The following is a 20,801-nucleotide window of genomic DNA, read 5'->3' as shown; positions in this document are numbered from 1 at the left end:
CCCCAACAGCAGATCCACGCGCGCAACACCACCGGTTTTGCCCCGGTTACCTCACTGCGCTTTAGGTTTTTGATTTTACGCATGTCTTTGTCCCGAAACCGGTTCCCACTTTCGGGAGACATGCTTTAAGTGCGCTCCGGCATCGAGCAAAGCCCGCCGAGCCAATCAATGCGAGAATAGGACCGTAAACCCGCCGGGCGAGTCCCCAACAACCTCGAGCCCGGCGAGCCTACAACCCGATCTGGAACGCGACCGGGACCGGGATCAACCGGCATTTTTGATGTTGCAAGATGGATGCCAGCGGGGTCCGTCCCGAAATGGGACAACTACGATGCATCGTCCCATGGATTGATGACTGGGACCCCCGCCGCATGGAAAGGCGTAGTGTCGCGTGACGCTACATGGAAACCTCTCGCAGCAGCAATCGCCGTACACTAAATATCGAACTCGCCCTGCCCTTCGTCCATGGCGCTGACGGTTTCGGCGGCGAGCGCACGGGTGATCGGCGTCTTGCGCTCGAGCGCGGCGCGGTCGAGGCGTTCGACGACGCGCATAGCGGTCGCCAGCGAGCGTTCGATGCGCCGCACCAGATATTGCACGACATGCGGCTCGACCTCGACCTGGCGGTCGACGAAGAGCTTTGTGATGACGCCGGCAAGCAGCAGATCGTCGGGCTCGTGGATCTCGATCGTCGCCGCCGCCTTCAGCCGCGAGACGAGGTCTGGCAGCGTAACGCGCCAGGCGGAGGGGAAGCGCCGCGCCGTCAGAAGCAGCGTGGAGCCGGCGCCGCGCACCGTGTTGATCAGGTGGAACAGGCCTTGCTCGTCGATCGGGCTCTTGTCGATGTCGTCGATGAGCGCAGGCATCGCGCCAAGCCCGCCGATGTGCTCGCCGATCCTGTCAGCAGCGATGGCGATCGCGTGCGCCCGTGTTTGCCATATCTGGGCGAGATGCGTCTTGCCGGAACCCGGAGGCCCGGCCAGCACCACTACCGGCGAGGGCCAGTCCGGCCAGCGGTCGACCAGCGCTGCCGCCTGCGCGTTGGTGCCGGAGACCACAAGCTCGTCGCGCGAATAGCCGGTGCCGTGGCCGAGGTCGAGCGGCAGTTGGCGCGGCGGTTCGGTGCGCTCACCGGCCATTTCAGTCACGCGGCTGGCTGCGGTGGCCGCCGCCGCGATCCGCCGGCAGCGGCGGCGTGAGCTTGGTGGCGTGGCCCCTGTAAAGCGGCGATTCGAGATAGCGGGAAATCGCAAAGCGCACCAGCACCGCGATTGCCGCCGAAGCCGGCACCGCGATCAGCAGCCCGACAAAGCCGAACAGCGCGCCGAAGGCAAACAGCGCAAACATCAGCCATACCGGATGCAGGCCGACGCTTTTGCCGACCAGCCTGGGCTGCAGGATGTTGCCCTCGATGAACTGGCCGACGAAGAACACGCAGGCTACCAGCACGACCATCGTCCAGTCCGGCCAGAACTGGACGAAGGCGACGCCGACGGCGAGCACCAGCCCGGTCAGCGAGCCGACATAGGGGATGAAGGAGATCAGCCCGGCAAAGAAGCCGATGAGGATGGCGAAGTTCAAGCCCGTCAGCGTCAGCCCGGTGGCATACATGGCGCCGAGCACCAGGCAGAGCGTGCCTTGCCCGCGCACGAAGCCGGCGGTGGCGGTGTTGATGTCGCGGGCGAGCGCGCGCACCGTCTCGACATAGTCGCGCGGCACCCAGCTGTCGACAACGGCCACCATGCGGTCCCAGTCGAGCAGCATGTAGAAGGCGACGACCGGGGTGACGACGAACAGGCTGACGACGGAGACCAGCGCCACGCCCGAGCTCCAGATCGAGGTGAAGACGGTGGTCAACAGGCTGAAACCGGAGGTGAGCAGCGAGTTCAGTCCGTCGCGCAATCCGGCGGCGTTGACGCCAAAACGCTGCTCCAGCCACTTCGGATCGAAGCTGGTGATGAGCGACTGCAGGCGGGTGAGATATTCCGGCAGCTTGCGCGCGAAATCCGCCATCTGGGTCGCCAGCACCGGCACCAGGATGACGAAGGCGAGCACCACGACGACGATGAAGGCAATGAGGATCACCACCGTCGCCATGAGCCGGGAAAGGCCGAGCCGCTGCAGCCAATCGGCCACCGGATCGAGGAAATAAGCGAGCACCATGCCGGCGACGAAGGGCAGCAGGATGCCTGAGAAGACATAGAGGAACAGCGACAGGAGCACAGCGACGATCAGCCAGAACGCGATCTGCCGGCGGAGCGCGGTCGAGGCCGCGGCCGTCCAGGTTTCGCTGTCAGGTGTCCGTGTTGGAATTGCCCGACTTGGTGTTGCTCGTCTGGGAGCCTTCGCCATAGCCACTCATATGCCTTAGCCAGGCCACGAGATAGGCCGCGGCCGAAGCCACGGTCAAGACCCCGGAGAGCAATATGAGCGCCGGTCGCAGCGGATCGAGATGGACGGAAAAGGCAAGCTCGCCCAGCACCAGCGCCGCCAGGGCGATCTGCGCGGCGGTGTTCAGCGCCATCACGCTGGACAAAAGCACGGCGCAGATGATCAGCCCGTCGCGCGACACCATGGTCACCACCAGCCAGAGCGGCAGTTCCCCGGCAAAGCCCATGACGACGAAGACCGAGACCAGCAGCAGCTTGTCGGCCATTGGATCCAGATAGGCGCCGAGCCGTGAGAACAAGCGATAGCGGCGGGCGATGAAACCGTCGATACCATCGGAGATGCCGGCGACGAGGAAGCCGGCAAAAGCCCAGTCCCAGCGAGCCTGCAGCATGGCCAGCACCACGGCGGGCACCAGCAGCAGGCGCATGATCGTGATCATGTTGGGTATGGTCACGTGATATCCCGTCGTGGCCTTTGTCGGGGAATAAATGAGGGAGATGGGAGGTGGGCGCAAGGACCGCGTGCCTATTCTCCGACGCCGACGATGGGGAGATTGGTCATCTCCTCCGCCTTCGCCAATCACCGCGCTTTTCCCGGGAACAAATTCCCTCACCCGCGCGTCATCCTTGCTCCCCGAAACCATTCATGCGAAGAGCCCGCAATGGAAACAGGGACGAGCCGAAGATGAGCAAGGGCGACAAGGCCAAGCGCAAGAACGGGCTCACCTATGCCGAGGCGGGCGTCGATATCGACGCCGGCAATCTCATGGTCGAGAAGATCAAGCCGCTGGTGCGCGCGACGCGCCGGCCAGGCGCCGACGGCGAGATCGGCGGCTTCGGCGGCCTGTTCGACCTGAAGGCCGCCGGGTTCACCGATCCGGTGCTGGTCGCGGCCAATGACGGCGTCGGCACCAAGCTGAAGATCGCCATCGATTCCGGCAAGCACGACACGATCGGCATCGACCTCGTCGCCATGTGCGTCAACGACATCGTCGTGCAGGGCGCCGAGCCGCTGTTCTTCCTCGACTATTTCGCCACCGGCAAGCTCGACCCGGACCAGGGCGCGGCGATCGTCGGCGGCATCGCGAAAGGCTGCCGGCAGGCCGGCTGCGCACTGATCGGCGGCGAGACGGCCGAGATGCCCGGCATGTATCACGACAAGGACTATGACCTGGCCGGCTTTGCCGTGGGCGCGGCCGAGCGCGGCCAGTTGCTGCCGACCGACGACATTGTCGAGGGCGACGTGCTGCTCGGCCTCGCCTCCTCCGGCCTCCACTCCAACGGCTTCTCGCTGGTGCGCCGCATCGTCGCCGCGAGCGGCCTTGGCTGGAGCGATCCGGCGCCGTTCAACGACGAGCTGAGCCTCGCCGAGGCGCTGCTCGAGCCGACGCGCATCTATGTGAAGTCGATCCTGAAGGCCATCCGCAACACGCATGGCATCAAGGCGCTCGCCCACATCACCGGCGGCGGATTTCCGGAAAACATTCCGCGCGTGCTGCCCAAGGATTTTTCCGCCGAGCTCGACCTCGAGGCGATCGACGTGCCGCCGGTGTTCTCCTGGCTCGCCAAGACCGGCGGCGTCGCGCCGGAAGAGATGATGCGCACCTTCAACTGCGGCATCGGCATGATCCTTGCAGTCGCTTCCGGGCAGGCCGCGCAAGTGGCCGCCGTGCTGCAGGAGGCGGGTGAGACGGTGACGCCGATCGGGCGCATCGTGCCGCGCCGCGACGCCGGCGTCATCTATCGGGGCTCGATCGGCCTATGAGCAGGAAGCGCACGGTCGTCCTGATCTCGGGGCGCGGCTCCAACATGACGGCGCTGATCGCGGCAGCCAGCGACCCGACCTATCCGGCCGAGATCGTCGGCGTGATCTCCGACCGCGCGAACGCCGCAGGCCTGGGGATCGCGCAGTCGCGCGGCATCGCCACCAAGGTCATCCAGCGCGCCGACCATCCGAGCAAGGACGCGCATGACGCCGCGCTCGATGCCGCGCTCGACGGCTTCGGCGCCGAGATCGTAGCTTTGGCCGGCTATATGCGCATCCTCGGCCGTGGCCTCGTTGAAAAATGGCAGGGGCGCATGGTTAACATCCACCCTGCCCTTCTGCCGGCCTTCAAGGGGCTGGACACGCATGCGCGGGCTATCCGCGCGGGGGTGCGCATCCATGGCTGCTCGGTGCATTTCGTCACCCCCGAGATGGATGACGGCCCGATCATCGCGCAGGCAGCCGTGCCGGTGATGGTCGGCGACAATGAGGACACGCTTGCCGCGCGGGTGCTGAAGATGGAGCACCGCCTCTACCCGCTGGCGCTGGGGCTGGTTGCCGAAGGCAAGGCGCGCATGGAAAAGGGCCACACCGTGCTTGCCCATTTTGCCGACGACGCCGAGAACGCCACCTCAGTGGTGATGGCGCCCGACCCGCTGCGCGAGGAAACCGACCTCGAACAGCTGGCGCGGATCACGCCTTAGAGGCCCTCGGCCGGAAGTAACAGCATGACGCTTCCCCCCGAATTGCTGAACCAACCCCTAAGCCAAACCGAAACAGACCGGCTGCGTAGGGCTTGGATAGACGGGTTAGTCAGCGGCCCGTTCGATTTGACATCGAGGCAATCAAGGAGAAGGCTCGCGCTCGTTTCGCTAGTTGCCCTGGTCCTGAACAATGCCGATGAGACAACTGCTTCTCCTCCGCCACGCCAAGTCGAGCTGGGACGATGCCAAGCTCGCCGATTTCGACCGGCCGCTTGCCCCGCGCGGGCTGAAGACGGCGCCGCTCATGGGGCGCGAGCTGGCACGGCGCGGCTGGCTGCCGGACCTCGCGCTGGTCTCTCCGGCGCTGCGCACCCGCGACACCTGGCGGCTGGTCGCCGCCGAACTGCCGAAACATGTGCCGGCGGAATTCGCTGAGGAGTTGTACGAGGCAGCGCCGGCCGCCATCCTGGCGCGCGTGCGGCAGGCCAAGGCGACCAGCCTGATCGTGATCGGCCACAATCCCGGCCTGCAGAATTTTGTCCTGCGGCTCGCCGGCGCCGGATCGGATCAGGGCGTTTTCAAGAAAATCGAAGCGAAGTTTCCGACTGCGGCGTTCGCGCGATTTACCGTGGACGGGGATTGGGGAAGCCTCGAATTTGGAGGCGCTAGCCTGACGCATTGCGTCAGGCCGAAGGATTTGGCTGCGTAGCCCCCCTCAAAGGGAGATTAGCCGCGTCAATTGCCCCAGATGCCTTGGCCCGGGTCCGGCCAGGCTTGCGACGGCGCGGATCCCGTCGTCATCGATGTGTCGACATTGGCCGGTTTGGCGGCCTCGTGCTTGCGCACCGATGCAGTAAAGCCGCGGTCGACGCCGGCTGTCGGCTGATTGGCGCTGTCGGCGCCATAGTGGTCGCTGCCGGCGAAGGCGGAGCCCATGGCTAGAAGCATGGCGGCTGTGGTGAGAGCGATCCTGATCATTTCGGTGGTTCCTTTGTCCTAAAGTTTTGTGGGAGTTTTTGGGGAAGCGGCGTCAGCGTCCCCAGAGGCCGTCGTCATTGTGCCGGGCAATGATCTCGGCGACGGTCGGGCTGGTTGCGGCCGAAGCCTGGTGATGCGCCATGTCCCGCACGCGGATCGAGGCGGTCGGGGCTTGGTCGACGCCGGCGGTCGTCTGGTTGGCGCCGTCGGCGCCGTAATGGTCGCTGCCGGCAGAGGCGCTGCCCATGGCAGCGACGAGCATGGCGGCCGCGACGAATGCGATCCTTGTCATTTGAGTGTTCCTTATCCTGTCATCGGCGGCGCCCTGGGTGGATGGCCCCGCTGCCGACAAGACCTGGAACGGCCTCGATTTATTCCCGGGCGAAATTTCTTCGTTGCCGATCGCTTCGCATGCGCAGCTGAGACCTCGCCTCGAAAGCTCATCTTGAACAATGAGTTAGAAGGAACCTTCGCCTAGCAGATTCAAGCCCACCGATAGCCGGCTGCATAAAAACAAAGCGGCGGGACAAGCCCGCCGCTTTGAGGTCTATCGGAGATCGGAACCGGTTAGCGATTGCCGAACAGGTCGCGGTCAGCGCCCTGGGTGACCGGCTTCTGGACAGTCGCATCCGACTTCTTGATCGAAGCGGTGAACGAGGTGTCGACCGAAGCGGCCGGCTGGTTGGCGTTGGCCGAGCCGTAGTTGTCGGAGCCGGCTAAAGCGGCGCCCGTGGCAACGAGCACGGCGGCGGCGGCAAGAGCGATCTTGGTCATTTTGGTTACTCCAGATTTGAAAGGTTGATGCTTGGTTGATTCAGGACGGGAGCCGGCTTAGCGGCCCCAGATGCCCTGGCCGGATTGCGGCTGGTTCTGATCGGGCGTGATCTTGAGATCGCGCTGCTCGAACTTGCGGATCGAGCCGGTAATGCTGCGATCGATGTTGTCGCCAGACTGGGGCGCGACCGACTGAGTGACGGCCGGCTGGTTGACGTTGTCCGAACCGTAATGGTCGCTGCCGGCGAAGGCGCTGCCCGTGGCAACGAGAAGTGCTGCGGCGGCAAGAGCAATCTTGTTCATTTTAGGTACTCCAGATTTCAAAATCCTGTCCGTCAAGTGGCGTGCCCTGATGGAAATTCGCGTCGCTCGGACCACCCCGAGATGGGTCCGCCCTGTTGCCATTTCCAATCACGAAAATGTGCAAATCGAACCGAACGGTTCGACCTTGAAATCCACGTTAACGTCCCTCGTGCCACATTCTTTTCATTAAATATCAATCGGTTACGATGATAGCCGGTGCGGCTCGACGCTCTGTTTCGGCGCGCCAGCGTTCACCCGGTTGCACAATCCGTCAACATAAATTGAACCGAACCGTTCGGTTTATTTCTTTGAAAGCCAGATTGGGACTTGAACCGGGCCGCCTTAGCGGGCCATAGCCGGCATTTGCCTTGCCGGCGGATCGATACTATCGATTGGCTTCAACTGTCCGTTCGGGCCGCCGGCCGCGCTCGCGAAAGGCCGACGCCACCCGGATAGGCATCCTGAACAGTGATGGACGATGCGGCTCCTGCTTGTCGAAGACAATCGCGAACTGGCCGATTGGCTGAGCAAGACGCTGCGCCAGGCGAGCTATGTCGTCGATGTCGTCCATGACGGCGAGGATGTCGAGCATGCGCTGGCCGCCGGCGATCATGCGCTCATCATCCTCGACCTCGCCCTGCCGCGCATGGGCGGGATGGAGGTGCTGAAGCAGCTGAGGGCGCGCGGCAATCCCGTGCCGGTGATCGTGCTTACCGCCAATGCCAGCCTCGACGGCCGGGTCAAGGGCCTCAACGAAGGCGCCGACGACTATCTGGCAAAGCCCTTCCAGATCGAGGAGCTCGAGGCGCGCATTCGCGTGCAGTTGCGCCGCGCCAACGACCGGACCGCGCCGGTCATTTCCTGCGGTGACCTCGTCTTCGATACCAACACCAGGCTCTTCTCGCTCGGCGGCGTGGCGCTTTCGCTGACGCCGCGCGAGCATGCGGTGCTCGAGCAATTGATGGTCAAGGCCGGACGCACGGTGAGCAAGGCGGCACTTTCGTCAGCGATCTACGATTTCGACACCGACGCCGACCCCAGCGCCATCGAGATCTATGTGCATCGTCTGCGCAAGAAACTGGAAGGCTCGCGCGTCCAGATCGCCACCTTGCGCGGCCTCGGGTATCTGCTGCGCCATGAAGATTAGGCGCCATGCGGATTAGCAGCCTCCGCCTGCAATTGCTGGCTTGGGTGGTGCTGCCGCTGGCTGCGCTGGTGACCGTCAACCTGTGGACCAGCCAGCGCAACGCGGTGGCGACCTCCGACCTGGTGACCGACCGCATGCTGGTCGGTTCGGCGCGCGCGATCGCGGAACAGGTCGCCGTGACCGACGGCGTGCTCAGCGCCACGATCCCGCCGGCTGCGATCGAGATGTTCGACACCGGCGATCGCGACAGCGTCTACTATCACGTCGAGACTGCAGGCGGGCGGCTGCTGACCGGTTATCCCGACCTGCCCCAAGCGCCCCAACGCGGCAGCATCGAAGGTTCCTATCGCGATCATCGGCTCCGCCTTCTGACCCTCAGCCAGGCGGTGATCGGCGCCGGCGCTGATTCACCGATCAAGGTCACCGTGGGCGTCACGCTCGCTGGCCACGACGCGATGGTGAAGCGCCTATGGTTCAGCGCCTTCGCCCAGCAATTGGCGCTGGTCGCGATTGCCGGCGTGTTCGTGCTGCTTGGTCTTCGCCGTGGGCTGGCGCCGCTGATCCGGCTGCGCGATGCGGTGCGCTCGCCGGACCGCAGCGAGCTCGACCCGGTCGATGTCCCCGGCGCGCAAAGCGAGATCCGGCCCCTGATCGATGCGCTCAACGCCTATATGGCGCGTGTGCGGGCACAGATGGCTGCGCAGCGCCGCTTCATCGCCAACGCCGCGCACCAGCTGCGCACGCCGCTGGCGCTCATGTCGACGCAGGCCAGCTATGCGCTGCGCGAAAGTGCTGCCGACCAGCGCCAGGAGGCGCTGGTGGCGCTTCAGTCCAGCTCCGGCAAGCTGGCGCGACTCGCCGAGCAGCTCTTGACCCTGTCACGGGCGGAGCCCGGCAGCCGGCGGCCGCGCGCCGACCGCATCGACCTCACCGAAGCCGCACGCCAGGTGCTGGAAGGCCATGCGCCGAGGGCAATCGAGCGCGGCATCGACCTCGGCCTCGAGGAAGCCGGCCCGGTGCCGGTCATCGGCGACGGCACGATGCTGCGCGAGATGATCGTCAACCTCGTCGACAATGCGCTGCGCTACTCCAAGTCCGGCGGCAGCGTCACCGTGAAGCTCGCCGCCTCGGACGGCGAGGCAGAGCTTACGGTGACGGACTCCGGTCCCGGCATTCCGGCCGAGGAGCGGGAGCACGTCTTCGAGCGCTTCTACCGCATTGCCGGTTCGAGCGAGGAAGGCAGCGGGCTCGGCCTCGCCATCGTGCGCGAGGTGGTCGAGAATGCCGGCGGCAGCGTCACGCTTGGCGATACCGCCGGCGGCGGACTCAAGGTCGAGGTGCGGCTGCCGCTTGCGGACAGCTAGAGCAATTCCAGGAGAAATGCGGAATTGCTCTAAGGCGCCTCGCGGTTGCTTACTGCGTTTCGTGCAGCGGCTGCGGCCGCCACTTCGCCAGCCGGTTCTCGGCCAGCGTCATCAGGTATTCGGCGCCGAGCGCCACCACCATGACGATGACGATCGCGGCATACATGCCTGCCGCGTCGAACGAACCCTTGGCGATGTTGATCAGAAGGCCGATGCCATAGCGCGAGCCAACGAACTCGCCGACGATGGCGCCGATGATGGCGAAGCCGAAGCTGACATGCAGGCTGGCGAAGATCCAGCTCATCGCCGAGGGTACGATCACCGAGCGCGTCAATTGCCAGTCCGAGGCGCCGAGGATGCGGGCATTGGCGATCATCGCCCGGTCGGCCTCGCGCACGCCTTGGAAGGCGTTGTGGAAGACGACGAAGAACACCATGACGAAGGCCAGCGCCACCTTGGAAGCAAGGCCGAGGCCGAGGATCATGATGAAGATCGGCGCCAGCACGACACGCGGGATCGAATTGATCAATTTGATGTAGATGGAGAAGATGTCGGCGGCCATGCGATTGCGGCCGAGCGCGACGCCGATGATGATGCCGGCGACCGAGCCGGTGACAAAGCCCAGCACCGATTCCTCCATGGTGACGAAGAGGTGGTACCAGAGCGGACCTTCCGAGGTTCCTTCCGTCATCCACTCATAAAGCCGTCCGGCGATCGTGCTCGGCATCGCGTAGAAGAAGGGATCGATCCAGCCCATGCGGCCGGCGAGCTCCCAAGAGCCGAGGAAGACGATCAGGATACCGAGCCGCCAGAAAAGGACGGTGCGGCGGCGATTCACGGCGGCCTTGGCGGCGGCGGCTTCGATCTCGGCGTCCGAAGTTCCCGGCTTGAAGGTGGCGGTAGAGATGTTGATGGTAGCGTCCGTCATTTCAGCCTCCCTCACGCCGCCGCGCGGGCGTAGCTGGTCTCGACCTCTTCCTTGAGATCGGCCCAGATGGTGCGCGAATAATCGATGAAGCTCTGATCGTAGCGGATGTCGGCGACGACGCGCGGGCGCGGCAGCTCGATCGTGTAGACGGATTTCACCGTCGCCGGCCCCGCCGTCAGCACATAGACCTTGTCGGCCAGCGCGATCGCTTCCTCGAGATCGTGGGTGACGAAGACAACGGACGCCTTAGCCTCGGACCACAGGCGCAGCAATTCCTCGTGCATGAGGACGCGGGTTTGTACGTCAAGCGCCGAGAACGGCTCGTCCATCAACAGGATCTCGGGACCGTTGATGAAGGTCTGGGCGAGCGCGACGCGCTTGCGCATGCCGCCGGAAAGCTGGTGCGGATAGTGCTGCTCGAAGCGCGCCAGGCCGACGCGCGCCAGCCAATCGCGTGCCGAAGCCTGTGCCTCAGCCTTCGGCTTGCCGCGAAACAGCGGTCCAGCCATGACGTTCTCGATCACCGTCCGCCAGGGGAACAGCGCGTCGGTCTGGAACACGAAACCGATGCGCGGGTCGATACCCTTGACCGGCGCGCCCATGACGCGGACCTCGCCGGCGCTCGGGCTGGCGAGCCCGGTGACAAGGTTGAGCGTCGTCGACTTGCCGCAGCCGGTCGGGCCGACGACAGCGACGAACTCGCCGCGCTCGACCGTCATGGTGAAATCACGAATCGCGGTCAGCGATTTGCCGGTGGGGGAAAGGAAGCGGCGGCTGACATTGATCAACTCGATCGCCGGAGCGGTCTTTTCAACCATGGTGAGCATACTCCATCAGCCGACGATCGCCGCACGGGGATCGCCGGACGCAAAATCGGGATGAACACCAGGCGCGAGGCCGGGACCTCGCGCCTGGCATTGTTTGCTATTTCGCGTTCTTCACGAATTCCGTGGTGTAGGTCTTGGAAAGGTCGATCTGCTTACCCTGCAGTTCTTTCTTGAAGGCCGAAAGCACCGTCAGAACCGTTTCCGGGCCACCCTGCGGCATCACGCCATCGGGGGTGAACATCGCCTTGCCGGCGTCGAGCGCCTTCACATAGCCTTCCTGGTCGCCGACATAGTAGTCTTTCGGCATCTTTTCGGCGATCTCGGCGCCGCTATGGGTGCTGATGAACTTCAGCGTCTTGACGAAGGCGTTGGCGAGCTTCTGAACCGTTTCCTTGTGGGCGTCGGCCCATTCGGTCTGCATGTAGAGGGAAGCGGCCGGATAGGTGCCGCCAAGCGCAGCCTTCGTGCCTTCCACGGTGCGCATGTCGACGAGAACCTTCGCCTCGCCGGTCTTAAGCAGCCGCGTGATTGTCGGCTCGGTCGTCATGCCGGCCTGGATCTTGTCCTGCTGCATGGCGGCGATGAAGGTGTTGCCGGCGCCGACCGGAACTGACGTGAAGTCGCCGAGCTTCACGCCGTTCTTCACCGCAAGATACTCAGTCAGGAAGTTAGTCGAGGAACCGAGGCCGGTGACGCCGAGGCTCATGCCCTTGAAGTCGGCCGGCGACTTGATCTCCGGATGTTTCGCCGAGACCAGCTCGACCTCACCCGGCGCCTGGCTGAACTGGACGACGGATTCGACGAACTTACCCTTGGCCTGCAGGTCGATACAGTGGTCGTAGAACCCGACCACGCCCTGCACGGCGCCCGCCAGCATCTCGTTTTCGGCATCGACCCCGGCCGGCTCATTGAGCAGCTCGACGTCGAGGCCCTCATCCTTGAAATAGCCGAGCGCCTCGGCGAGCTTGGCGGGCAGGTAGATCTGTTTTTCGTAGCCGCCGACCATGATCGAGATCTTGTCGGCGGCCGATGCCGCCGTGGCGCCCGTGGCGACAATGGCAAGCGTCAGCGCCGCCGAACGCAGGGCGCACTTCGAGATGAAACCGGTCACGTAATTTCCTCCACCTGGGCGACGCGCCATCCGGGCGGCGCCGCATTTCCTCCTTGCCGACCACTCCCAGGCCGGTCACGTGGCGAACGCCACAAAACTGTCATGGCATGCCCAAGCTTTCAGCTGGCTTTCAGCCATTTTAGAGATGGTTGAAAAGGAATTTGGCGAAATTGCCGATCATGCGGCAAAACCGAGCACGTCGCGCATGTCGTATTCGCCGGGCGGGCGGCCGGCCACCCAGAGTGCCGCCGCGATGGCGCCGCGCGCGAACATCGAGCGGTCGCCGGCCGCATGCGAGAGCGTGAGCCTCTCGCCTTCGCTCAAGAAGCTTGCGCCATGCTCGCCGATGATGCTGCCGCCACGCAGCACAGCAAAGCCGATCTCGCCGGCAGCGCGCGGGCCGGTGATGCCGTCGCGGGCGCGCTTTGCCACATCGTCCAGCCTGACGCCACGCTCTCGCGCTGCCGCCTCCCCCAGCATCAGCGCCGTTCCTGACGGCGCGTCGACCTTGAAGCGGTGATGCGCTTCCAGAATTTCGATGTCGCAGTCGTCTCCGCCGAGCGCCCGCGCCGCATGCTCGACCAGGCCGGTCAGCAGGTTGAGCCCCAGCGAATAGCTGCCGGAGCGCACGATGGCGATTTTCCAGGCAGCATCGACAATCATCTTCAGTTCGGCGGCGTTGAAGCCGGTCGAGCCTATGACCAGGGGCGGACCGCCGCGCACCGCGCAGGCTCTTGCCAGCTCGGCCGACGCTGCCGGTGTGGTGAAGTCAATGACGACATCGGCAAGTGCCAGCGCTTCATCGCGCGCGACCAGCCCCTCGCCCGTGCTGCCCGGCCGGTGGAAACGGGCGACGAGTTCCAGCCGCGGATCGGCCGCGATTGTCTCGGACATCTGCCGGCCCATGCGGCCGAGTGCGCCGGCGATGGCTATCCTGAGCGGCTGCGCCATGGCTGTTCCTATTGAGAGATGAGTCGGAACAAAGCTTTAGCATGCCGCCTTGCCAAATTGATTCAGCCGGCGCCGTTCGTCTTCAGCATCATGCCGGCGATCTCCTTGACCAGCTTGGCGGCGACAAGCGCGGTGACGTTGGAGAGGTCCTGGCGTGGATTGTATTCGACGACATCGGCCGCGATGATTGGCTGGTCTATTCCCTGGATCAGGCCTATCACCTGGCGGGTGGTGAAACCGCCTGGTTCGCGGTGGGAGATGCCTGGGGCGAAGGCCGGATCGAGAGCGTCGACATCCATCGAGATGTAGACGGGCGTCTTGAGGTCGAGCCGTAGGCCTTCCTTGAAATGCCGCATCTCCACCACCTCGACGCCGAAGCGTTCGAACTGGTCGCGGTGGTGATCGTTGACGGTGCGCAGTCCGATCTGGATCAGCCGGTCGCACAACCGCTCTTCCAAGATTCTGGCGAAGGGCGAGGTGTGCGAGCGCGGATTGTCATCATAGGAATGATAGATATCCGGATGCGCGTCGATATGGACGATCGTCAGGCTCGGATGGCGGCGGCGAACGCCACGCAATACCGGCCAGGAGATGGCGTGGTCTCCGCCGAGCGAGATCAGCGGGTGACCTGCATCCAGCGCGCGGCCGACCTCGTTCTCGATCCGCTCCCACGGGTCGCCGCCTTGCGTGAAATCGATATCGCCATAATCGACGAAGCGGTCGGTCAGATCGAAACCGGTTTCCGACCATGAGTTGTAGGCGTCGCTGACGAGTTCGCGCCGGATCAGCGGCGGCGCCTCGGCCGGTCCGCGCAGATAAGACGAGTTCTCGTCATGCGGAATGCCCAGAAGCGAGACCTTGGTCACGACATCCTCCCACGTTACGCAGACAGCGTGCTTCTATAGACGCCGGAGCTGGCGGGTGCGACGACAGGCGCTTAGGCCAGGTGCGAAGCCAAGCGTTCAGCTGCTGGCCTTCCGCAGCCAGACCTTGTTGTCGTGGAAGGCAGCGCCGCCGTAAGGCGCCGGCGCGTCGGCGCCGGTCAGCACGTTGATGCCCTCGCCGCGCTCATGCGCGCTGTTCGGCCAGATGCCTTCGGCCACCACCACGCCGCGCTTCACGCCGTCGAAGAGCTTTGCGTGCAGTACCAGGTCGCCGCGCCGATTGCCGACCTCGACGCGGCCGCCATCCTCGACCCCGAGCGCCGCAGCGTCCTCCGGATGGAGCAGCAGTTCCGGCCTCCCTTCCTTGGCCTTCGACACCGGCGTCTCGGCAAAGGTCGAGTTGAGGAAGTTGCGGGCCGGCGAGGTCGTCAGCCGGAACGGATGCTCCTCATCCGCAACCTCGATCAGGTCGACATGGTCGGGGAATACCGGCAGCCGCTCGACTGGTCCGAACAGGCCCATGCTTTTTGGCGGCCGGTTGGGGGCCGATTGCCCGGTCCAATTGGCCCGGAAGTGGAATTTCTTGTCGGCATGGCCGAAGCCGTTGATGAAATGCGCGTCGTCGAAATCGGGCTGCAGGTCGACCCACTTCTGTTCCTTCAGGCTGTCGAAGCTGCCGAGCCCGCGCTTGCCGAGGATGATGTCGATATGCTGCCGCTCGGTCAGCCCGAAGCCCGGCCGATTGCCGACGCCCAGCCGCTTGCCGAGCTCCTCATTGACGTAGTGGTTGGTGCGCGGCCCTTCCGGCGGCTCGATCAGCTTGGGGCCGAGCGTGATGTGCTGGTTGCCGCCGCCCTTGTAGATGTCGTCATGCTCCAAGAACATCGTCGCCGGCAGCACGACGTCGGCGAGCTTCGCCGTATCGGTCATGAACTGCTCGTGCACGCAGGTGAACAGGTCCTCGCGCAGGAAACCTTGCTTCACCAGCCGCTGCTCCGGCGCGACGTTCGCCGGATTGGTGTTCTGGATCAGCATCGCCGTCACCGGCGGACCGCCATAGAGCGCGTCTTCCGCGCCGGTCAGCACCGGGCCGATACGCGAATGGTCGAGATAGCGGATCTTCGGATCGCGCATCGCGGTGCCTTCCAGCACGTCCTGATTCAGCTTGAAGATGCCGGAGTTCGAGTGGAATGCGCCGCCGCCCTCATACTGCCAGGCACCGGTGACGGCGGCGATGCATGAGGCGGCATGCATGTTGACCGAGCCGTTGCGGTGGCGGGCGAAGCCATAGCCGAGGCGGAAATAGGTCTTCTTGGTCGTGCCGACGAGACGGGCGAAAGCCTCGATCTCGGCGACGGAGAGCCCGGTGGTGGCGGCCGCCCATTGCGGCGTCCGGGTCTTGAGGTGTTCTTCCAGCCCGCGCGGGTCGTCGGTGTATTTTTCGAGATAGGCGCGGTCGGCCAGCCCGTCGCGGAACAGTACATGCATGACCGCGCAGGCGAGCGCGCCGTCGGTGCCGGGCTTGAGCACCAGGCCGAGATCGGCCTGCTTCATCGTGGCGTTCTCGTAGATGTCGATGACGACGATCTTGGCGCCGCGCTCCTTCCGCGCCCTGGTCGCATGGGTCATGACATTGACCTGGGTGACCACGGCATTGGTGCCCCAGATCACCACGCAGTCGGCCTTCGCCATCTCGCGCGGATCGGGACCGCGCAAGGCGCCCGCCCCCATCATCCAGCCCGTCCAGGCAAGATTGGTGCAGATCGAGCCGAAGAAGCCCGAATACTTCTTTGCATGTCGCAGCCGCTCGATGCCGTCGCGTTGCACCAGCCCCATCGTGCCGGCATAGTAATAAGGCCAGACGGTTTCCGAGCCGTATTTCTCTTCGGCCGCGATGAACTTCTCCGCGACTAGATCTAGGGCAGCTTCCCAGCTCGCTTCCTTCCAGACGCCCTCGCCCTTGGCGCCGGCACGCACCAGCGGCTTCAGCAGCCGGTCGGGATGGTGCACCCGGTCGGCATAGCGCGCGACCTTGGCGCAGACGACACCGGACGTGTAGCTGTTGGCTTTGGCGCCGTGCACGCGGCCGATGCGGTTGCCATCGAGCAGCTCGACCTCGAGCGCGCAGGTGGAAGGGCAGTCATGCGGACAGGCCGAATGGCCGATCCGGAGCTTGGCGTGCTGGTTCATGCGGGGTGTGTAGCGAGTTTCAGGGGCACCGTGTAGGGCCAGATTGGGCGCGAGTTGGCACTGTTCTGCCAAGATGTGCTGCGCTTCGGGTCGAAGTCAGCATGTTCTTTGCGCGGCGTTGAAACTGCCAATCTCCCCACTGCGGGGCCAAGCTTGGCACCTCACCTTCTTCCCTTGCGGGAGAAGGTGGCCTCGCGAAGCGAGGTCGGATGAGGGGTGCTGGACGGAGTGAGGCGTGATGAGTAAGCGCCTAAAATCTCTCCATTTTTTCTATGTCGCGTTTCTTCCAGCACCCCTCATCCGTCTCGCCGCTGCGCGCCGATCCACCTTCTCCCGCAAGGGGAGAAGGAAGAAGGTGCGCCTTCACATCCCGAACCACCGCGCGCGGCGGCTGGAGCCGAAATTCTCCTTGTCGGCCCTGAGCGCGAGCGAGGCTTCGTGATAGGTGCCGGTCGGCTTCGGGCCGGAGAAGAAATCGACCTCGACCTTGCCGATGCGGCCGCCGCCGAATTCGATGTAGCAGGTGCCGAAGCCGTCATATTGTTTCGCCGTGCCGCTATTGCTGAGCTTCACGATCAGGTCGCTGGCCACGGCCCGCGCGGCGCCCTCGGCGAACACGCCGGCTTTCGGCGTGCCGGTGTTGGCGCCGTCGCCCACGGCATAGACGCCGGCATAGTTGGTCTCCAACGTCCTCGGGTTGACCGTGATCCAGCCATTCTCGGTCATGCCGCTGGCAATCACCACGTCGGGCACGCGATGCCTGGGCACGCCGAGGAACAGGTCGAACTGCATCTCCACTCCGTCGTCGAGGACCGCCACCTTCCGCGCATTGTCGATGGACGCGACGCGGCGGCCCGGAATGAAGCCGATGTTGCGCTCGACGAAGGCGGAGACGAGCGCGCGCGAAGTTTCCGGCGATGGCGGCACCGGGCTCGGCAGCGGCAGCACGAAGTTGATCTCGCAGGCCTCGCGCACGCCGCGCTTGACCAGGTAGTCGTGCAGCATGAGCGCGCATTCGCTGGGCGCCGGCGGGCATTTGTAGGGCGCGCCGCAAACCCCGACCAGCGCCCTCCCCTTGGTGAAGGTGGGCAGCACGTCGCGCAGCCTCTCGGCGCCAGCGACCGTGTAGAATTCGTTGGTATCGGCGAGCCCAGGCGTCGCGTCGAAATCATAATCGGCGCCGAGCGCCACGACGAGGAAATCGGCCTCGTGGACGCCGGCATCGGTGGTGACGCGCCGCCGCTCCGGGTCGATCGCGGTGACCGTCTGCCTGAGCAGGCGGACGCCCGGTTTGGCATAGTTCGAGTAAGGCAGGCGCACTTGATCCGCCGTCTTGTGGCCGAACATGACGTCGAGCTTGGAGAAGCCGAAGACGAAGGCGTCGCTCTTGTCGATCAAGGTGACGTCGATGCCGGCGCCGAAGGTCTCGGACAGCAGGCAGGTGAGTTCGAGGCCGCCAAAGCCCGCCCCAAGGACGAGGACGCGCGGCTTGCTGGAAGTGTTCATGTTACCCTCTCATTGTTTGCTTGGAATGACGCGCGTCGTACCCGGAGTTCCCCTATGACCAGTGCCTGAGCGTGGCGGTGTCCTCGGCGAAGATCACGCTGAAGAAGCCGTCGATCATCTTCAGCGTGTCGGCATCGCTCATGCCGGGCAGCGCCGGGAAGTCGCCCTCCAGATCCACCTTCGTCCTGCCACCCATCGGCGTGTAGCTGTGGGTGAATCGCGCGCCGTCGAAGGCACCGCCGGTCAGCCTGGTCTCGATGCCGCGCGGCGGATTGAGCGCATGCTCGACCTGCATGGCGAAGGTGGTTCCGTCGGGATTATAGACCTCGGCGTCGAGCGTGACGACATTGCCGGCCACGCCGGCGAGCCGATGGCTCTTGAAGGCCAGATGCCGGTGGTTGCCGGCGCTCATGTATCGGAACAGCCGCTCCGGCGTGGTGTCGAAGACGGCGATGGCGGGTTTGCTGTAATGCACGGTCATGGCGGTCAGCTCCTCCGATGGTGCCTGGGCGCGCGGCCGGGAAGGGTCTTGCCGCTCCCCGGCCGCGGCTCACGCGGCCGCGGCTCAGGCGTGCGGCTGCGGGACGATGCGGATGTAGGGCTTCGGCGCCTTCCAACCGTTCGGGTAGATCTTGGCCGCCTCGTCGTTCGACACCGAACCCGCGATAACGACGTCCTCGCCCTGGCGCCAGTTGACCGGCGTCGCGACCCGGTGCCTGGCGGTGAGCTGCAGGGAGTCGATGACGCGCAGGATCTCGTCGAAGTTCCGCCCGGTGGTCATTGGGTAGGAGATCAGCAGCTTGACCTTCTTGTCGGGTCCGATGACGTAGACGTTGCGCACTGTCTGGTTGTCGGCCGCGGTGCGGCCCTCCGACGTGTCGCCGACGGTGGCCGGCAGCATGTCGTAGAGCTTGGAGATCGCGAGTGTCGGGTCGCCGATCATCGGATAGTTCGGCGCATGCCCTTGCGTCTCCTCGATGTCCATGGCCCAGCTCTGGTGCCGGTCAACGGGGTCGGCGCTGAGCCCGATGATCTTGACGTTGCGCTTGTCGAATTCAGGCTTGAGCTTGGCCATGTAGCCGAGCTCGGTGGTGCAGATCGGGGTGAAATCCTTGGGGTGGGAAAAGAGGACGCCCCAGGAGTCGCCGAGCCAGGAATGAAAGCTGATATGGCCTTCGGTCGTTTCGGCTTCGAAGTCCGGGGCGGTATCGTTGATGCGGATGGACATGTGCGTTCTCCTCTGAACGGGTTGACGCGCCCATACTGACCGGCCCGCGTTCCTCCGCCGTTCCCCGAATGCGCTTTGCGTGTGCCGGCCCTTTCCATTGGTGCAGATGCATGGCTATGGTGCTCAGGGCGGTGGGGAGACGAAAATGCGTGTAGAAGTGGATCTGCTTGGCCAGTTCCGCGTGTCCGTCGATGGACGCGTGGCTTCCGCGGCCGCATGGCGGCGCACGAGCAGCGTGACGCTGGTCAAATTGCTGGCGCTTGCCCGGCGGCACCGGCTGCACCGCGAGCAGGTGATGGACGCGCTCTGGCCGGACCTCGAACCGGAGGCGGCCGCCGCCAATCTGCGTAAGGCCGTGCATTTCACCAGGCGCGCGCTCGGCGCGCATGAGATCATCGCGCTCGACGGCGAGATCGTAGCGCTGGCGCCGGATGCCGAGCTCGCCATCGATGCCACGCTGTTCGAGGCCGAAGCGACGGCGGCGCTGCAGGCGAACGATCGCGCGGCCACGGAACAGGCTGCGCAGCGCTACGCCGGCGACCTGCTGCCGGAGGACCGCTACGCCGAATGGGCCGAGGAGCCGCGCCAGCGACTGCGCGAACTCTATGTGCGCCTGCTCGAAGCCGCCGGCCTCTGGGAGCGATTGCTGGCGGTCGACCCCGCCGACGAGCGCGCCGCGCGGGCGCTGATGCAGACAGCGCTGGAGTCCGGCAATCGCGGCGAAGTCGTGCGGCAATTCGAGCGGCTGCGCGAACACCTGCGCGTCGATCTGGGCGTCGGTCCGCAGGCGGCGACCGTCGCCATCTACGAGAAGGCGCTGGCGCTCGGCGGCGCGCAGCCGACCGGGATCGCCGAGCGGGTGCGCGGGCTTTTGGCCTGGGGCATCATCCAGCTCAACAGCGGCGACTTCGGCGACGCCGGGCGAAAGGGCGCCGAAGCGCGCACGCTGGCGATCGCCGCCGAACTCGGGCGCGAGGTCGGCGAGGCGAGCGCGCTGATCGGGCTCGCCGCGCACATGCAGGGGCAATGGCAGGAGCTTTTCCAGTCCGAGTTCGTCGACTGGGTTCGCGGCGCGCCGAGCGTTGCCTCCAACGTCTTCGATGGGCATCTGTGCCTGGCGGAATTCTGCCTCTACCGGGCCGGCGGCCATGAACACATGCCGAAGGCGGCGCGCGAGCTTCTCGGCATCGCCGAGGCCGCCGGATCGGTTCCCGGCCGCGTGCTCGCCTCACTGATCCTCGGCGAGGCGGAATTGTTTTCCGGACGGCTCACGGCGGCGGAAGAGCTGTTGACCAGTGCCGCGCAACTCAGCGCCGAAGCGGGAGCCCCCTTCGGCGAAGCGCTGGCGCTGCATCGGCTTGGCGAGATCGCGCTGGCGCGCGGCCAGAAATGGCGCGCCGGCCGGCTCTTGCAGAAGGGATTGCGCCTTGCCGAATCGACGTGGCTCTCCCCGCATCTGCTGATCCGTTTCCAGGCGCTGGCGGTCGAGGCGGCGGCGACGCAGTCGCAGGCGATGGAGGCGATCCGGCAAGGCGATCGCAGGCTCGCCGAAAAGTGCACCTGCCAGCCCTGCTCGATGGGATTTCGCGTCGCGTCCTCGATCGCGCTGGCCGAGGCCGGCGAGCTCGAACAGGCGAGCCGGCGGATCGACGAGGCCGAGCGGCTGGCCGGCATGTGGCAAGGCGGCCCCTGGGTCGCCGCGGTCTGGGAAGCGCGCGGCGTGCACCGCCAGGCGCGGGGCGAAAGCGACC

Annotated in this window: 22 protein-coding genes and 1 pseudogene; 6 read left to right on the top strand and 17 right to left on the bottom strand. The window is 65.2% G+C overall.

Annotation, left to right across the window (positions count from 1 at the left end):
* Positions 1-326: 326 nt before the first annotated feature.
* The 4 genes and pseudogenes from AU465_RS36995 to AU465_RS34710 form a co-directional block, all read right to left on the bottom strand.
* Positions 327-428 (bottom strand): annotated as a pseudogene (locus AU465_RS36995) (VapC toxin family PIN domain ribonuclease); the annotation flags it as partial.
* 6 nt (positions 429-434) lie between these two features.
* A complete protein-coding gene (hdaA, locus tag AU465_RS34720; RefSeq protein ID WP_192257787.1) occupies positions 435-1,139 on the bottom strand; it encodes a DnaA regulatory inactivator HdaA in 705 nt (234 codons plus the stop codon).
* Position 1,140: 1 nt separating this feature from the next.
* Positions 1,141-2,352, bottom strand: coding sequence for an AI-2E family transporter (locus tag AU465_RS34715; protein WP_192257785.1), 1,212 nt, complete (start codon positions 2,350-2,352; stop codon positions 1,141-1,143).
* The gene (locus AU465_RS34710; protein ID WP_192257783.1) at positions 2,294-2,845 is read right to left on the bottom strand and encodes a CDP-alcohol phosphatidyltransferase family protein; all 552 of its coding nucleotides are present in this window, start codon (positions 2,843-2,845) and stop codon (positions 2,294-2,296) included. The genes AU465_RS34715 and AU465_RS34710 overlap by 59 nt, the downstream gene beginning before the upstream one ends.
* 230 nt (positions 2,846-3,075) lie before the next feature.
* Here AU465_RS34710 and purM point away from each other — a divergent pair, with 230 nt between their 5' ends.
* From purM to AU465_RS34695, 3 genes are all read left to right on the top strand, one after another.
* Complete coding sequence (gene purM / locus AU465_RS34705) at positions 3,076-4,155, top strand: phosphoribosylformylglycinamidine cyclo-ligase (protein WP_192257781.1); 1,080 nt, start codon at positions 3,076-3,078, stop codon at positions 4,153-4,155.
* Positions 4,152-4,859 carry a phosphoribosylglycinamide formyltransferase gene (gene purN, locus AU465_RS34700; protein ID WP_192257779.1) on the top strand — a complete coding sequence of 236 codons (708 nt, stop codon included), beginning with the start codon at positions 4,152-4,154 and terminating at the stop codon, positions 4,857-4,859. Before purM ends, purN begins: the two co-directional genes overlap by 4 nt.
* A 196-nt stretch (positions 4,860-5,055) precedes the next feature.
* On the top strand, positions 5,056-5,568 hold the full coding sequence (locus tag AU465_RS34695; RefSeq protein ID WP_192257777.1) for a SixA phosphatase family protein: 513 nt from the start codon (positions 5,056-5,058) through the stop codon (positions 5,566-5,568).
* A gap of 26 nt (positions 5,569-5,594) precedes the next feature.
* On the opposite strand, the gene AU465_RS34690 is transcribed toward AU465_RS34695, so the two are convergent.
* The 4 genes from AU465_RS34690 to AU465_RS34675 all read right to left on the bottom strand — a co-directional run bounded on the left by AU465_RS34690 (position 5,595) and on the right by AU465_RS34675 (position 6,914).
* Positions 5,595-5,837, bottom strand: a complete 243-nt coding sequence (locus tag AU465_RS34690; RefSeq protein WP_192257775.1) for a DUF680 domain-containing protein — start codon at positions 5,835-5,837, stop codon at positions 5,595-5,597.
* Positions 5,838-5,889: 52 nt separating this feature from the next.
* The gene (locus AU465_RS34685) at positions 5,890-6,129 is read right to left on the bottom strand and encodes a DUF680 domain-containing protein (protein ID WP_192257773.1); all 240 of its coding nucleotides are present in this window, start codon (positions 6,127-6,129) and stop codon (positions 5,890-5,892) included.
* 275 nt (positions 6,130-6,404) lie between these two features.
* A complete protein-coding gene (locus AU465_RS34680) occupies positions 6,405-6,611 on the bottom strand; it encodes a DUF680 domain-containing protein (protein WP_192257771.1) in 207 nt (68 codons plus the stop codon).
* A gap of 57 nt (positions 6,612-6,668) precedes the next feature.
* On the bottom strand, positions 6,669-6,914 hold the full coding sequence (locus AU465_RS34675) for a DUF680 domain-containing protein (RefSeq protein ID WP_192257769.1): 246 nt from the start codon (positions 6,912-6,914) through the stop codon (positions 6,669-6,671).
* 478 nt (positions 6,915-7,392) lie between these two features.
* Here AU465_RS34675 and AU465_RS34670 point away from each other — a divergent pair, with 478 nt between their 5' ends.
* Together AU465_RS34670 and AU465_RS34665 are read left to right on the top strand one after the other, a co-directional pair.
* Positions 7,393-8,061 carry a response regulator gene (locus AU465_RS34670; protein WP_192257767.1) on the top strand — a complete coding sequence of 223 codons (669 nt, stop codon included), beginning with the start codon at positions 7,393-7,395 and terminating at the stop codon, positions 8,059-8,061.
* Positions 8,062-8,066: 5 nt separating this feature from the next.
* Positions 8,067-9,425: a sensor histidine kinase gene (locus AU465_RS34665; protein ID WP_192257765.1), complete on the top strand. Its 1,359-nt coding sequence runs from the start codon at positions 8,067-8,069 to the stop codon at positions 9,423-9,425.
* 49 nt (positions 9,426-9,474) lie between these two features.
* On the opposite strand, the gene AU465_RS34660 is transcribed toward AU465_RS34665, so the two are convergent.
* The 9 genes from AU465_RS34660 to AU465_RS34620 all read right to left on the bottom strand — a co-directional run bounded on the left by AU465_RS34660 (position 9,475) and on the right by AU465_RS34620 (position 19,050).
* A complete protein-coding gene (locus tag AU465_RS34660) occupies positions 9,475-10,353 on the bottom strand; it encodes an ABC transporter permease (RefSeq protein ID WP_192257763.1) in 879 nt (292 codons plus the stop codon).
* Positions 10,354-10,364: 11 nt separating this feature from the next.
* Positions 10,365-11,171, bottom strand: a complete 807-nt coding sequence (locus tag AU465_RS34655) for an ABC transporter ATP-binding protein (RefSeq protein WP_192257761.1) — start codon at positions 11,169-11,171, stop codon at positions 10,365-10,367.
* Between the two features lie 106 nt (positions 11,172-11,277).
* Positions 11,278-12,291: an ABC transporter substrate-binding protein gene (locus AU465_RS34650; RefSeq protein WP_312891357.1), complete on the bottom strand. Its 1,014-nt coding sequence runs from the start codon at positions 12,289-12,291 to the stop codon at positions 11,278-11,280.
* Between the two features lie 177 nt (positions 12,292-12,468).
* On the bottom strand, positions 12,469-13,242 hold the full coding sequence (dapB, locus tag AU465_RS34645) for a 4-hydroxy-tetrahydrodipicolinate reductase (protein WP_192257757.1): 774 nt from the start codon (positions 13,240-13,242) through the stop codon (positions 12,469-12,471).
* 62 nt (positions 13,243-13,304) lie between these two features.
* Positions 13,305-14,108 (bottom strand): agmatinase, encoded by an 804-nt coding sequence (gene speB / locus AU465_RS34640; RefSeq protein WP_192257755.1) that lies wholly within the window; start codon positions 14,106-14,108, stop codon positions 13,305-13,307.
* Between the two features lie 96 nt (positions 14,109-14,204).
* Positions 14,205-16,316, bottom strand: coding sequence for a molybdopterin-containing oxidoreductase family protein (locus tag AU465_RS34635; RefSeq protein ID WP_192257753.1), 2,112 nt, complete (start codon positions 16,314-16,316; stop codon positions 14,205-14,207).
* 363 nt (positions 16,317-16,679) lie between these two features.
* Complete coding sequence (locus tag AU465_RS34630) at positions 16,680-17,822, bottom strand: NAD(P)/FAD-dependent oxidoreductase (protein ID WP_192257751.1); 1,143 nt, start codon at positions 17,820-17,822, stop codon at positions 16,680-16,682.
* A gap of 52 nt (positions 17,823-17,874) precedes the next feature.
* Positions 17,875-18,303 carry a hypothetical protein gene (locus AU465_RS34625; RefSeq protein WP_192257749.1) on the bottom strand — a complete coding sequence of 143 codons (429 nt, stop codon included), beginning with the start codon at positions 18,301-18,303 and terminating at the stop codon, positions 17,875-17,877.
* 84 nt (positions 18,304-18,387) lie between these two features.
* Positions 18,388-19,050, bottom strand: a complete 663-nt coding sequence (locus tag AU465_RS34620; protein WP_192257747.1) for a peroxiredoxin — start codon at positions 19,048-19,050, stop codon at positions 18,388-18,390.
* Between the two features lie 145 nt (positions 19,051-19,195).
* On the opposite strand from AU465_RS34620, the gene AU465_RS34615 reads away from it, so the two are divergent.
* The coding region (locus tag AU465_RS34615; protein ID WP_192257745.1) for an AfsR/SARP family transcriptional regulator at positions 19,196-20,801 on the top strand (1,606 nt) is incomplete at its 3' end.

The sequence above is a fragment of the Mesorhizobium silamurunense genome, from assembly GCF_014843905.1.
In the GTDB taxonomy this organism is placed as follows: Bacteria; Pseudomonadota; Alphaproteobacteria; order Rhizobiales; family Rhizobiaceae; genus Mesorhizobium; species Mesorhizobium silamurunense.
This window is presented reverse-complemented; position numbering and strand designations above follow the sequence as displayed.

What these genes read in the sequence shown, in the direction of transcription:
- hdaA (WP_192257787.1), bottom strand. Translation starts at nt 1,139, where the DNA reads ATGGCCGGTGAGCGCACCGAACCGCCGCGCCAACTGCCGCTCGACCTC.
- AU465_RS34715 (WP_192257785.1), bottom strand. Translation starts at nt 2,352, where the DNA reads ATGGCGAAGGCTCCCAGACGAGCAACACCAAGTCGGGCAATTCCAACA.
- purM (WP_192257781.1), top strand. Translation starts at nt 3,076, where the DNA reads ATGAGCAAGGGCGACAAGGCCAAGCGCAAGAACGGGCTCACCTATGCC.
- purN (WP_192257779.1), top strand. Translation starts at nt 4,152, where the DNA reads ATGAGCAGGAAGCGCACGGTCGTCCTGATCTCGGGGCGCGGCTCCAAC.
- AU465_RS34695 (WP_192257777.1), top strand. Translation starts at nt 5,056, where the DNA reads ATGAGACAACTGCTTCTCCTCCGCCACGCCAAGTCGAGCTGGGACGAT.
- AU465_RS34690 (WP_192257775.1), bottom strand. Translation starts at nt 5,837, where the DNA reads ATGATCAGGATCGCTCTCACCACAGCCGCCATGCTTCTAGCCATGGGC.
- AU465_RS34685 (WP_192257773.1), bottom strand. Translation starts at nt 6,129, where the DNA reads ATGACAAGGATCGCATTCGTCGCGGCCGCCATGCTCGTCGCTGCCATG.
- AU465_RS34680 (WP_192257771.1), bottom strand. Translation starts at nt 6,611, where the DNA reads ATGACCAAGATCGCTCTTGCCGCCGCCGCCGTGCTCGTTGCCACGGGC.
- AU465_RS34675 (WP_192257769.1), bottom strand. Translation starts at nt 6,914, where the DNA reads ATGAACAAGATTGCTCTTGCCGCCGCAGCACTTCTCGTTGCCACGGGC.
- AU465_RS34670 (WP_192257767.1), top strand. Translation starts at nt 7,393, where the DNA reads ATGCGGCTCCTGCTTGTCGAAGACAATCGCGAACTGGCCGATTGGCTG.
- AU465_RS34665 (WP_192257765.1), top strand. Translation starts at nt 8,067, where the DNA reads ATGCGGATTAGCAGCCTCCGCCTGCAATTGCTGGCTTGGGTGGTGCTG.
- AU465_RS34660 (WP_192257763.1), bottom strand. Translation starts at nt 10,353, where the DNA reads ATGACGGACGCTACCATCAACATCTCTACCGCCACCTTCAAGCCGGGA.
- AU465_RS34655 (WP_192257761.1), bottom strand. Translation starts at nt 11,171, where the DNA reads ATGGTTGAAAAGACCGCTCCGGCGATCGAGTTGATCAATGTCAGCCGC.
- dapB (WP_192257757.1), bottom strand. Translation starts at nt 13,242, where the DNA reads ATGGCGCAGCCGCTCAGGATAGCCATCGCCGGCGCACTCGGCCGCATG.
- AU465_RS34635 (WP_192257753.1), bottom strand. Translation starts at nt 16,316, where the DNA reads ATGAACCAGCACGCCAAGCTCCGGATCGGCCATTCGGCCTGTCCGCAT.
- AU465_RS34630 (WP_192257751.1), bottom strand. Translation starts at nt 17,822, where the DNA reads ATGAACACTTCCAGCAAGCCGCGCGTCCTCGTCCTTGGGGCGGGCTTT.
- AU465_RS34625 (WP_192257749.1), bottom strand. Translation starts at nt 18,303, where the DNA reads ATGACCGTGCATTACAGCAAACCCGCCATCGCCGTCTTCGACACCACG.
- AU465_RS34620 (WP_192257747.1), bottom strand. Translation starts at nt 19,050, where the DNA reads ATGTCCATCCGCATCAACGATACCGCCCCGGACTTCGAAGCCGAAACG.